This window comes from Limnohabitans sp. JirII-29 (assembly GCF_003063395.1).
GTDB lineage: Bacteria > Pseudomonadota > Gammaproteobacteria > Burkholderiales > Burkholderiaceae_C > Limnohabitans.
This window is the reverse complement of record NZ_NESB01000008.1, coordinates 104,081-116,744: the sequence shown is the minus strand read 5'-3', so window position 1 is coordinate 116,744 and position 12,664 is coordinate 104,081. Positions and strand designations below refer to the sequence as shown.

The following is a 12,664-nucleotide window of genomic DNA, read 5'->3' as shown; positions in this document are numbered from 1 at the left end:
CACACCATGTCGGCAACCTCTCGCTTTCATGAACTCACGGTGTCTCGCATCGACCCCGAAGCCGCCCGAGCGGTGGCCATCACGCTCGACGTCCCCCCGGCATTGCGCGAGCGCTTTGCCTTCCAACCCGGTCAGTTCCTGACCTTGCGTGCCACGATCAACGGGGCCGATGTGCGCCGCAGCTACTCGATTTGCTCCACGCCCAGCGTGTTGACACAACACGGACAATTGCAGGTGGGTATTCGCGCGGTGGATGGCGGCGTGTTCTCCACCTGGGCCACCACCCAACTCGCAGTCGGCGCGACCCTGAGCGTCATGCCACCCGAGGGACGCTTCACCGTTCACCGTCCACGGGCCTTGCACCGCGTGGGCTTTGCAGCGGGCTCTGGCATCACACCCATTTTGTCGATCATGGCCAGCAGCATGGAGGCGCAACCCGAATCCAAATTCACCTTGGTCTACGGCAACCGACGCATGGACAGTGTCATGTTCAACGAAGCGCTGCAAGACCTCAAAGACCGCTACCCCAGCCGACTGACCCTGATCCACATCCTGTCTCGTCAGGCGCAAGAGGTGCCCCTGCTGGAGGGCCGCATCGATGGCGACAAAGTGCACGCCATCATCCAAGCCTTCTTGCCCGTGAAAAGTATGGACGAGGTGTTTGTGTGCGGCCCCGAGGCCATGATTGATGCCACCGAAGCGGCGTTGTTGCAAGCGGGCGTACCGGCCAAACAGGTACACACCGAACGCTTCACCGCCAGCACGCCCGCAGCCCCACGTGTCAGCACACACACCACCGACACCAATCCCAAGCACGCCATACAGCTTCGTATCGTGCTCGACGGCAAACCCCATGAGCTGAGCATGCAGCCCCATGAACATGTGCTGGACGTAGCCTTGAATGCGGGACTCGATTTGCCTTACTCCTGCAAAGGGGGGGTGTGCTGCACCTGCCGCGCCAAAGTCATGGAGGGCAGTGTGCGCATGAGCAAGAACTTCACCCTGGAGCCCTGGGAAATGCAACAAGGCTTTGTGCTCAGTTGCCAGGCTTGCCCCACCAGTGAGACGTTGGTGGTGAGCTTCGATGAGCGTTAAAACGCACGTCTGAGCAGGTACAAAAAAGCCGCGCACCAAGCGCGGCTTTTTCATGGTGAACGAGGCGATCAGAAGCGGTAGCCGACGCCAACGCCGACCAATAAAGGATCAAGCTTCAAAGTGCCTGCGTTTGCACCGGCAGAACTGTAAACATCCGTCTTTAAGTTCACCTTCTTGACATCCAAGTTCACAGACCATTTTTTGTCGAGTGGCACATCTACACCCACCTGAAAAGCAGTGCCGAAGCTGTGGTTGTCCAGTTGATAACCCTGCAAGCTAACGCTTGAAATTTTGGTGTAGTTGATACCGGCACCGATATAAGGCTTGTATCCGCCCAAATCAGTGAAGTGGTATTGCAGTGTCAATGTGGGGGGTAGATGCTTAAACGTCCCCAAATAAGCGCCATTGTTTGTGACGGTCTGTGACTGGGGAACAGTCAAAATCAATTCAGCAGCAACGTTCTTGTTGAAGAAATAAGAAATGTCCACTTCTGGAATTGTTTTGTTGTCAACAGCCAAACCGAAACCAGCATTGGTCAGACTTGCGGAATTGTCATTGGCCATCTGAAGATTGACCGCACGGGCACGAACCAACCAAGGGCTTTCTTGCGCGGCCACATGACCGACAACCAACATACCAACTGCTGCTGCGATGAGAATTTTTTTCATGATGTTTCCTTGAGCTCTACTCGGGGCTATTCCCGTGGTGTCTATTGCACCGCAATGGTTGTGTGCGCAACTTGATGCGCATCAAACCCGACGCGGCGAAAAGATGACTTAGATCAAGAAAACAAGTTTTGCGAATCAAAGCGGGACGTACTGCAAGCCCACACGGAAATCGCTCAAGCGCGTCAGAAGCGATAGCCCAAACCCAGACTCACAACACGTGAATTGATTTTGGTGTCCACCGTTTGCCCAAACGCAGAAATATCGGACCGAAAGTTAGATCGCTTCACATCCAAGTTCAAAGAAAAGCGGTCATCGAGCGGCACATCCAACCCAACTTGCACAGCAGGTCCCCAAGTGTGGTTGTTCATCAAAATATCTTGATAGCCCGGTGCCGTGAACGTCAAGGTGGAGCTCTTGGTGTAGGTGATCCCTGCGCCGACATAGGGCTTGAAAATCGACCAACTGTCAGCGTGGTACTGGAGCATCAATGTCGGAGGTAACTTTTGAAAGGTTCCAACAGATGTCCCATTCGCATACACCGACTGATTTTTCAGCGCCGTGTAGCCAACCTCCAGCGCCACGCGCGGCGTAAAGAAATAGCTGACATCCACCTCAGGCATAGCTTTTTGATCCACCGACATTTGGATGTCATTGGGCACATAGCTCAACTTAGGTTGCACTGCGCGCACACGCAGCACCCAAGGGCTGTTTTGGGCCCAAGCGGTAACAAAAGATGCCGAAAAGATCACTAAAGCAACAAAAACTTTAAGCATATAACTCCAGTTATATTAATTGTAAGAATTGTTAAATTCTATATTAATATTTCTTTAGTTGTATTTTTATCATTATTTGTTGATTAATGGCGTCTTATGAACATCGGATATGCGCTCAAACTACCAGACCTAAATTGCGACAAATGGCCAAGGTCGCAGCGCTCTGGTTCATGCTGTAAAAGTGCAGTCCAGGCGCCCCCGCGCTGCGTAATTGATCGCACAAATCAGTCACAACATCCAAGCCAAATGCCTTGATCGAGGCCAAATCATCCCCAAAGCCCTGCAAGCGCAAACGAATCCAGCGCGGAATTTCGGCCCCACAGGCATCCGAGAAACGCAGCAATTGCGAAGAACTGGTGATGGGCATGATGCCGGGCACGATGGGCACATCCACGCCGAGTTTTTGCACGTCTTCGACAAAACGGAAATACGCATCACTGTTGTAAAAATATTGGGTGATGGCCGAGTCCGCGCCTGCTTTGACCTTGGTGGCAAAAGCTTGCAAGTCGGCCTCAGCCGACTTAGCTTGCGGGTGAATCTCAGGGTACGCCGCCACTTCAATGGCAAAGTCCTGCCCGGTTTCCGCACGAATGAATGCCACCAAATCGCTGGCGTACTGAAACTCGCCGCTGCCGCCATAGCCACTGGGTAAATCACCACGCAAGGCCACCAAGCGGCGAATGCCCATGGCCTTGAAATCGGCCAGTTGTTGACGCACGCTGTCACGCGTGGCGCCGATGCATGAAAAGTGCGACGCAGCAGGCACGCCCTCAGCCAAGATTTCATTCAAGGTCGACAACGTACCCGCCTGGGTCGAACCACCGGCGCCATAGGTGACCGAGCAAAACTGGGGCTTCAAGACATACAAGGCTTGGCGCACAGCACGCAACTTCTCGGCACCCTCAGCCGTCTTGGGTGGAAAAAACTCAATGCTCAGACTGTTGTTCGTCACGACGCGCTCCTATCCAAAATTCTTTGTTGCCATCGCCTCCGGCAATGGCGCTGGGCCAGTAGCCCAACACGTTCAATCCAAGGTCTGCGCACGCCTTGCGCAAGCGCGCTTCCACCTTGGGGTAACTGGCAGGGTCTTTGACCAAACCGCCTTTGCCGATATCACCAGGCTGCAATTCAAACTGCGGCTTGACCAACATCAGCACATACCCCGCAGGCTGGAGCATAGGCAACAGGGCTGGCAGCACCAAGGTCAGCGAGATGAACGACAAGTCGCCCACAATCAGATCAAAGCCTTGCACTGCCTCGGGGATTCGCTCGTCAGGAAACGCTAACTCGCGCGCATTGATGCGCTCAACACACACCACACGGGGGTCGCTGCGCAAACTCGGGTGCAATTGGCCGTGACCAACGTCTAGCCCGACAACTTGCGCCGCTTCATGTTGCAGCAAGCAATCCGTGAAACCTCCGGTGCTTTGTCCCACATCCAGGCAACGCATGCCGCTGACAGACAAGCCGCTGTCACGCAAAGCGCCTTCGAGCTTCAAGCCACCGCGCGAGACATAACGCGACTCCGCGTTATCCAGCAACTGCACCTCGCACCCTGGCGGCAACACATCGCCATTTTTGGCCACGCGTTGCCAGGCTGTCGCGCCCACGCGCCATTGAACGCCCGAGGTAATCAACCGCTGCGCCTGAGAGCGCGACGCGGCCAAGCCCCGGTCTACCAATAACTGGTCAGCGCGCACCGCAGATCAATAGCGGTAGGCGTCAGGCTTGTAAGGGCCTTGCTTGGGCACGCCGATGTATTCGGCCTGCTCATCGCTGAGTTCGGTCAGCATGGCGCCGACTTTCTTCAGGTGCAAGCGAGCGACCTTCTCGTCCAAGTGCTTGGGCAACACATAGACCTTGCCCACGTCGTAACCTTCGGGATGGCAGAACAGCTCAATCTGCGCAATGGTTTGGTTGGCAAACGAGCTGCTCATCACAAAGCTGGGGTGGCCGGTGGCACAACCCAGGTTCACCAAGCGGCCTTTGGCCAGCAAGATGATCTTTTTGCCGTCGGGGAACACCACGTGATCGACTTGGGGCTTGATCTCGTCCCAGGTCAACTTCTCCAGAGACGCCACATCGATCTCGTTGTCAAAGTGACCGATGTTGCAGACGATGGCTTCGTCTTTCATGGCGGCCATGTGCTCGTAACGGATCACGTTTTTGTTGCCGGTGGCCGACACAAAAATGTCGGCCTTGTCTGCCGCGTATTCCATGGTGACCACTTTGTAGCCTTCCATCGCGGCTTGCAATGCGTTGATCGGGTCAATCTCTGTCACCCACACTTGGGCGCTCAAAGCACGCAAAGCCTGAGCACTGCCCTTGCCAACGTCGCCATAACCAGCGACCACGGCCACTTTGCCCGCAATCATCACATCGGTCGCGCGCTTGATGGAGTCCACCAAGGATTCGCGGCAGCCATAGAGGTTGTCGAACTTGCTCTTGGTCACCGAGTCGTTGACGTTGATGGCGCGGAACATCAGCGTGCCCTTGGCCGACATTTCTTTCAGGCGGTGCACGCCTGTGGTGGTCTCTTCGGTCACGCCCAAAATCTCGGCGCTCTTGCGGCTGTACCAAGTGGGGTCCTGAGCCAGCTTGGCCTTGATGGCGGCAAACAAACAGGTTTCTTCTTCGCTGCTGGGGTTGTTCAACAACGACGCATCGCGCTCGGCGCGCTTGCCCAGGTGCATGAGCAAGGTGGCATCGCCACCGTCGTCCAAGATCATGTTGGGGCCTTCGCCAGCCGTGTTGGCGGCGCCAAAGTCAAAGATACGGTGGGTGTAGTCCCAGTACTCGGTCAATGTCTCGCCCTTGGTGGCAAACACAGGGGTGCCTTCGGCCACCAAAGCGGCAGCCGCATGGTCTTGTGTCGAGAAGATATTGCACGAAGCCCAGCGCACTTGGGCACCCAAGGCTTGCAAGGTTTCCACCAGCACGGCCGTTTGAATGGTCATGTGCAAGCTGCCCGTGATGCGTGCGCCTTTGAGCGGTTGCGCTTTGGCGAACTCTTGACGAATGGCCATCAAACCGGGCATTTCGGTTTCGGCAATCTTGATTTCTTTGCGGCCCCAGGCGGCCAAGGACATATCGGCCACGACGTAGTCGGTGGCTTGGGTGGGTTTGAGAACAGCGTTCATGGTCAGGCTCCAAAAGGTTCAGGGCCACTGACGCGTACAAACTAAGCACAAGGGATTTGTCCGAGGTGCTCACCTCACGTTGTCAGTGGGTGAGCGCGGTTGGGAATTAGGGTCCGAGCCTCACTGAATCTAGATCGACTCAGCTGCAGCGCTCCTCGGTGCAAATATTTTAGTGCAGTCTGGCAATACCAAAACCGCAAATACTGGTTGCATTTTTGTTTTAACAAAAAATTCAAAAGTAATATTAAAATTATCAAATGATCAATCGGCCGTTACTTTTGTTTATAAAACGTCAGCTCCCTCGGGAACGGCGCAACAGCTTTGACGTCTATTACGTGTTTTTTTCGTTCACCGCCGCCGTGGGGACCACGTTGATGGCGCTCGTGATGCTCTGGCTTGAACAATCGCGTATTGCCACTTCGGCCTGGATCGGAACACTGGTGCTGATTGGAACCCTGGTTTGGTGGACCCAGGGCCTGTCCGATTTTTGGGCTCAGACCATTTTTGAGAGCACGCTCATGTGGTTGGTGATTTACAACTCATGGCACACGGGCGGCGTCACATCGCCGAGCATGATTTTTTTAGGCACAGTCCCCGTTCTTCCCTTGTTTTTCTCTAGCTCGCGCCGTTTTGTCTTCTTTTGGCTGTTCGTGTCGCTCGTGGGCATGCTGCTGACTCTCACCCTACAACTCAACCACCTCATCCCCATGCGCGCGGATCAAACTTGGCAAGACCTGGTGTTCAGCGCCACGATGTATGCCTTTTTGGCCTATACGCAATGGAGTTTGATAGATGCCGTGGAGTCCACCAACACCTTCACACTGCGGAAAATCAATCGGTCGAACCAACGCCTACAGCGCTTGTCACACGACTTGCAGCGCGCCAACTCACACAAAGACCAGTTCTTAGCCATTGTGAGCCACGAAATGCGCACACCTTTGAACGCCGTCATGGGCTTTTTGAACCTCATGGACACCGACGAACGCATCAACCATCAAGCCAAAGAATTCGTCATAGGCGCACAAAACGCTGCGGCACACCTACTCACGGTGATCAATGACTTGTTGGATTACTCGCAAATTCAAAACGGCAAAATCACACTCAACCCACAGACCTTCAACCTGCACACCATGCTGCACAACACGCATGGGTCGTTGATGCCACGGGCAATTGACTTCGGGCTTTCCTATAACCTCTACATCGATCCTCAGGTCCCCGAATGGATCAAGGCAGACCAGCACCGCTTGACCCAAGTCCTGATCAATCTTCTTGGCAATGCCCTGAAGTTCACCGACAAGGGCCATGTCAACACCCAGGTGTATTTCGAGCCATCCGAAAAAACGCCGCAAAGCGGGACCCTGTGCGTTGATGTCACAGACAGCGGGCCTGGCATTGCACTGGCTGAACAAGCCCGCATCTTCGAACCCTTCGTTCAACTCACACGCATCGACACACGCGCCAACGCACGAGACGCCCTGCGCGGCAACGGGTTGGGTTTGAGCATCACCGACACGCTGGTCAAAAGCCACGGCGGACAACTCACCGTGCGCAGCGCCGTCGGCCAAGGTTCGACGTTCTCATTTCGTATCCCCGTTCACATCGCGCCTGCCCCGCACAAGCCATTGCCAACCCTTGACCGTGTGGACACCAGCGCCTTCAAACTGCTCATCGTGGATGACCATGCCGTCAATCGCTTGGTCGCCAAAGCCACACTGCAACGCGCCATGCCAAACGCGCACATTGAAGAAGCCGAAAACGGCCTCACAGGCTTTGCCAAGATGTGCGACACCCAGTACGACGTTGTGCTGCTGGACTTGGTGATGCCAGACATCGACGGCATTGAAGTGATGCGTCGTGTGCGCAACACTTTGCCATCGCCACTCAACACAGTCCATGTAATTGCACTCACAGCCAACGTGGCCAACGAAGCGCTCATTGCCTGCAAAGAAGTCGGAATGGATGAAGTCATGTCAAAACCATTTGACCGACACACATTGGTCAACCGTGTCTTGCACTACTGCCTCAAAAACCAATGATCACACGCCCTCTACTCGTCGCCATCAAGCGCGTGCTGCCTCATAAACGACGCAGCACGCTAGACATTTATTACGTTTTCTTCTCTCTGTCCGCACAAATTGCGTTGCTGATATTTGGTCCCTTGTTTTACAGCCTCGGCGAGACCGGCATCGCCATCGTCAGCATGATTGGGTTGGGTTGTATCGCCGCGAGCTTTGCTTTGTGGCTCAAAGGATTGCCCCGCTTTTGGGCGCAATCGATCGATCAGGCCACCATGATGGGGATGATTTTTTACGTTGCTTGCACAGACGGCGGTATGCGCTCTGCTGCCATGGTGTGGCTGGTGATCGTGCCCATCTTGCCCTTGTTTTCATCCAACTCACGCAAAGTGGTGAGCTTTTGGTTGTCTGTATCTTTCGGCTGCGTGGTCACCATTTTGGTTTTGCAACTCACCGGCACGATCCAATTAATCGGTCCACAGAGCTGGGGGCTGATGATCAAAGATGCCTTGATGTACTCCCTTTTGCTTTACGCGCAGTGGAGCTTGATTGATGCGGTCGACTCCATGAATGCCACCTCCTTGCGACACACCACACGCGCCAACGAAAGCCTGAAACGGCTGTCGCAAGATTTGCGACAAGCCAACGCGCACAAAGACCAGTTTCTGGCCATCGTCAGCCACGAAATGCGCACGCCCTTGAACGCTGTGATGGGCTACTTGAGCTTGATGAGTACCGACGAACGCATGAACCGCGAATCCAAAGAGTTCGTCACCGGCGCTCAAAACTCTGCGGCACACCTGCTGACTGTGATCAACGACTTGCTCGATTACTCTCAAATTCAAAACGGCAAGATCACCATGAACCCGCAGGTGTTCAACCTGCACACCATGTTGCGCACCACCCACAGCACACTGAGCCCAAGGGCCATTGATCTTGGGCTGGACTACCGCTTACACATCGCGCCGAACGTCCCTGAGTGGATCAGTGCAGACCAACACCGTCTGACCCAAGTGCTGATCAACCTGCTCGGCAATGCGCTGAAATTTACCGACACCGGCCATGTCCATATGCGAGTGTCATTCACACCGTCAAACAGCACATCGCAAAGCGGCGAACTGTCGGTCGAGGTGGAAGACACGGGGCCCGGCATCGCGCCCGAAGCACAAGCACGCATCTTCGAACCATTTGTTCAACTGACACGAACACATATTTCTGCGTCTCGGCGCGACGCACTGCGCGGCAACGGACTAGGTTTGAGCATCAGCGATACCCTGATCAAAAGTCACGGTGGCGAACTCACACTGCGCAGTGAGGTGGGCCAAGGATCGACATTTGCTTTTCACATTCCCGTGCTCTTGGCGCCCGCGCCTCAAAAAGCAGCCCCTGTCTTAGAGCGCATCGACACCACGCCCCTCAAGCTATTGATCGTGGACGACCACGCGGTCAACCGCTTGGTCGCCAAAGCCACCATACAACGCGCCTTGCCCAACGCACAAATCGAAGAGGCTGAAAACGGCACCATCGGTCTGTCCATGATGAGCGCCAATCGGTATGACTTGGTGCTACTGGACTTGGTGATGCCAGATTTGGACGGCATCGAGGTCATGCGCCGTGTGCGCAACACCCTCCCATCGCCCTTCAAAGATGTGCACGTCATTGCGTTGACGGCCAACGTGGCAGACGACGCGCTCAAGGCCTGCAAAGACGTGGGTATGGACGAAGTCATGCCCAAACCCTTTGACCGACACACCTTGGTCAACCGCGTATTGCACTACTGCACGCCAAGCGGCTCAGAGGTCACGGCATGAGCGTGTCGCGCCTCTGAGCAGAGGCACACAACAACTCGGGCGTCTATGATCCTGGGTTGATTGCTGCTCCCACCCCATGACCACTTACTTGAATGAAGTGCGCCGCCGGCGCACCTTTGCCATCATTTCCCACCCCGACGCGGGCAAAACCACGCTGACAGAGAAACTGTTGCTGTTCTCGGGCGCGATTCAAATCGCGGGCTCGGTCAAGGCCCGCAAAGCCAGCCGCCACGCCACCAGCGACTGGATGGAAATTGAAAAGCAACGCGGCATCTCGGTGGCGTCATCGGTCATGCAAATGCTCTACCGTGACCACGTCATCAACCTGCTCGACACCCCCGGCCACAAAGACTTCAGCGAAGACACCTACCGCGTGCTCACCGCCGTGGACTCGGCGTTGATGGTCATCGACGCGGCCAACGGTGTGGAAGCCCAAACCCGTCGTTTGATCGAGGTGTGCCGTCAACGCGATACCCCCATCATCACCTTCGTCAACAAGATGGACCGTGAGGTGCGCGACCCGCTCGACATCCTGGACGAAGTGGAACGCGAACTCGGCATGCCCTGCGTACCCATGACCTGGCCCGTCGGCCAAGGCAAATCATTTGGCGGCATCATCAACTTGCGCACGCAAGCCATGACCGTGTTTGACTCCGGCAGCGAACGCTTGCCGCAAGACTTTGAAACACACCCGCTGTCGCAACAAGACCAACTGGCCCAACGCTTTGGCAGCGACTGGGCTGCGGCCATGGAAAGCATGGAACTGGCCACAGGGGCTTCACCGAGTTTTGACAAAGAAGCTTTCTTGGCCGGCAAACAAACCCCGGTCTTCTTTGGCTCCGGCGTGAACAACTTTGGTGTGATGGAAGTGCTCGACGCCCTGGTCGACCTGGCCCCCTCTCCACGCCCCCGCATGAGCCACCTGGTGGTCAACAAACAAACGGTGGACAAAACCATCCAGCCTGAAGACGCAGGTTTTTCTGGCGTGGTGTTCAAAGTGCAAGCCAACATGGATGCCAACCACCGCGACCGCATTGCCTTTGTTCGCGTGGCCTCGGGCCAATACAAGCCAGGCATGAAACTCAAGGTGCAACGCACCGCCAAAGAACTGCGCCCCACCTCGGTGGTGACATTTCTGAGCCAACGCCGTGAAGCGGTGGACGAAGCCTTTGCAGGCGACATCATCGGCTTCACCACCCACGGCGGCGTGCAGTTGGGCGACACCATCACCGATGGCGCCGCCTTGCAGTTCACCGGCCTGCCCTTCTTTGCGCCCGAGTTGTTCATGACGGTGATTCTGAAAAACCCGCTGCGCACCAAACAACTGCAAACCGGCTTGGAACAGTTGGGCGAAGAAGGCGCCATTCAGGTCTTCAAGCCCGAAGTGGGCGGCGCCATGTTGCTCGGGGCCATTGGTCAATTGCAATTCGAAGTGGTGCAACACCGACTCAAAACCGAGTACGACTGCGATGTGCGCTTGGAAAACAGCAGCTACACCGGTGCTCGGTGGATCACCGCCGACACCCCCGCCGAGTTGCGCGAATTCACCCACGCTTACCCACAGCGCATGGCCTTGGACGCGGCCAACACCTTGGCCTATTTGTGCACGTCCCCGTACGACGTGCGCTTGGCACAAGAACGTTTTCCAAAGATTCACTTCCACCCGCTGCGTGAGCATGCGGGGTTGGCGTTGTCTTCGGCGGGTTGATATTTACTTCTTTGGCGTGTCGCGAAGATAGGCTCAGGGGCATTGCCCTAGGCTCCTCTTCGCTGCGCTCAGAATGTCGCTACGGGCAACGCCCCTGAGCCACTCTTAACTAGGATATTGAGTCGATTGGTTAATACCTCACGTATACAAGCAGCAATAAAAGTCGCAAAAATATCTTCATAAATTTAAATTTTTCCTTTAAATACATATACTTAAAGGAAATGAAAAAGTCGCAAACATTTCAGCTCTATGACGATCCATCGCAGATGGAGCCTATGCTGCCCGGCGAGCACCGCCTTGGCCCGTCGCTAGAGCGCGCGCATGACCTCATACGCAAAGCAGAGCGTTTGAGTGGCTGGTATCCCTCAGGGGCATTGCCAGGCTTGCGCCAGCTACTGAGGTCGATGAACTCGTATTACTCCAACCGCATCGAAGGTCAGCACACGCTACCGATGGAGATCGAACAGGCACTGCGCAACGATTACGCGCAAGACCTCGACAAGGCACGCCGCCAGCGCTTGGCCTTGGCACATATGGCCACCGAAGCCCAACTCGAAACCCTCTGGCCACAGTGGTCAGGCGCGCAGGTATGGTCCCCACAAACCGTGCAAGACATTCACCAAGATTTGTTTGCACGCTTGCCAGATGACGACCGCAAGCAAAACGCGCAAGGGCAGGTGCTTGTTCCTGGTGGGCTGCGCACACAACAGGTCAGTGTCGGCAAACATGCTGCACCCGACGCAACCCAACTGCCTGCATTCTTGGCGCGTTGGTCTCAGGTGTACAGCCACACCCGCCGTGGCGAAATGCAGTTGATGGCCATGGCTGCTGCCCATCACCGTCTGGCCTGGATTCACCCCTTTCTAGACGGCAACGGACGTGTGGCTCGGCTACACAGCCATCTGGTGCTGGGTCACATGGGCTTGACCAATGGCCTGTGGTCGCCGCTGCGTGGTTTTGCTCGCACACAAGACGCCTATTACGCCCACCTGGCTGCTGCCGATGAGCCCCGCGCAGGCGATCTCGACGGGCGCGGCAGCCTGAGCGAAAACGCATTGCTCAGTTGGATCGACTACGTCATCGAAATTTGTATCGATCAGGTGGAGTTCATGAGTCGTCTGCTATCGCTACACGACATGAAAAACCGCATCACTGCATGCTTGACGTACGAAGAACACGTGGTGCGCCAAGGCGTGCGCACTGAAGCCTTGCGCGCTTTGCATTACTTGTTTGCCACGCAGGCCGAACTGGATCGCGCCGACTTCAAAGCCATGCTGGGTTTAGGCGAACGTTTGGCCACCGCACAAATTTCAGCGCTGATCAAACGAGGCTTGTTACAAAGCGACACACCCTACGGCAAAGTCCGTTTTGGCGTGCCGCAGCATGCACTGCGGTTTTACTTTCCCAAACTGTGGCCGGAAGCAGAGAGCCAGAGCCACGATTCGCTGTAAGGC

10 protein-coding genes and 1 riboswitch are annotated in these 12,664 nt (G+C 55.6%); of the genes, 5 read left to right on the top strand and 5 right to left on the bottom strand.

The genetic code is table 11. The features are described from left to right. Window positions 1-6: 6 nt before the first annotated feature. A complete protein-coding gene (gene paaE, locus B9Z39_RS13305) occupies window positions 7-1,095 on the top strand; it encodes a 1,2-phenylacetyl-CoA epoxidase subunit PaaE (RefSeq protein ID WP_108302022.1) in 1,089 nt (362 codons plus the stop codon). Between the two features lie 68 nt (window positions 1,096-1,163). Here paaE and B9Z39_RS13300 read toward each other — a convergent pair whose 3' ends face one another. The 5 genes from B9Z39_RS13300 to ahcY form a co-directional block, all read right to left on the bottom strand. Next, window positions 1,164-1,763, bottom strand: coding sequence for an OmpW family protein (locus B9Z39_RS13300; RefSeq protein ID WP_100147169.1), 600 nt, complete (start codon window positions 1,761-1,763; stop codon window positions 1,164-1,166). 182 nt (window positions 1,764-1,945) lie between these two features. Next, complete coding sequence (locus tag B9Z39_RS13295; protein WP_100147170.1) at window positions 1,946-2,536, bottom strand: OmpW family protein; 591 nt, start codon at window positions 2,534-2,536, stop codon at window positions 1,946-1,948. Window positions 2,537-2,651: 115 nt separating this feature from the next. Next, window positions 2,652-3,488, bottom strand: coding sequence for a methylenetetrahydrofolate reductase [NAD(P)H] (gene metF / locus B9Z39_RS13290; RefSeq protein ID WP_100147171.1), 837 nt, complete (start codon window positions 3,486-3,488; stop codon window positions 2,652-2,654). Further along, window positions 3,463-4,236 carry a TlyA family RNA methyltransferase gene (locus B9Z39_RS13285; RefSeq protein ID WP_100147172.1) on the bottom strand — a complete coding sequence of 258 codons (774 nt, stop codon included), beginning with the start codon at window positions 4,234-4,236 and terminating at the stop codon, window positions 3,463-3,465. Before B9Z39_RS13285 ends, metF begins: the two co-directional genes overlap by 26 nt. 6 nt (window positions 4,237-4,242) lie before the next feature. Further along, window positions 4,243-5,676, bottom strand: coding sequence for an adenosylhomocysteinase (ahcY, locus tag B9Z39_RS13280; protein ID WP_108302021.1), 1,434 nt, complete (start codon window positions 5,674-5,676; stop codon window positions 4,243-4,245). Window positions 5,677-5,760: 84 nt separating this feature from the next. Next, a riboswitch (S-adenosyl-L-homocysteine riboswitch) is annotated at window positions 5,761-5,839 on the bottom strand. Window positions 5,840-6,062: 223 nt separating this feature from the next. Between ahcY and B9Z39_RS13275 the strand changes: the two genes are divergently transcribed. From B9Z39_RS13275 to B9Z39_RS13260, 4 genes are all read left to right on the top strand, one after another. Beyond that, window positions 6,063-7,712 carry an ATP-binding protein gene (locus B9Z39_RS13275; protein ID WP_158269503.1) on the top strand — a complete coding sequence of 550 codons (1,650 nt, stop codon included), beginning with the start codon at window positions 6,063-6,065 and terminating at the stop codon, window positions 7,710-7,712. Then, complete coding sequence (locus tag B9Z39_RS13270) at window positions 7,709-9,502, top strand: ATP-binding protein (RefSeq protein ID WP_100147175.1); 1,794 nt, start codon at window positions 7,709-7,711, stop codon at window positions 9,500-9,502. The genes B9Z39_RS13275 and B9Z39_RS13270 overlap by 4 nt, the downstream gene beginning before the upstream one ends. 76 nt (window positions 9,503-9,578) lie before the next feature. Further along, window positions 9,579-11,210: a peptide chain release factor 3 gene (locus B9Z39_RS13265; protein ID WP_108302019.1), complete on the top strand. Its 1,632-nt coding sequence runs from the start codon at window positions 9,579-9,581 to the stop codon at window positions 11,208-11,210. 221 nt (window positions 11,211-11,431) lie between these two features. Further along, complete coding sequence (locus B9Z39_RS13260; protein WP_108302018.1) at window positions 11,432-12,661, top strand: Fic family protein; 1,230 nt, start codon at window positions 11,432-11,434, stop codon at window positions 12,659-12,661. Window positions 12,662-12,664 lie beyond the last annotated feature (3 nt).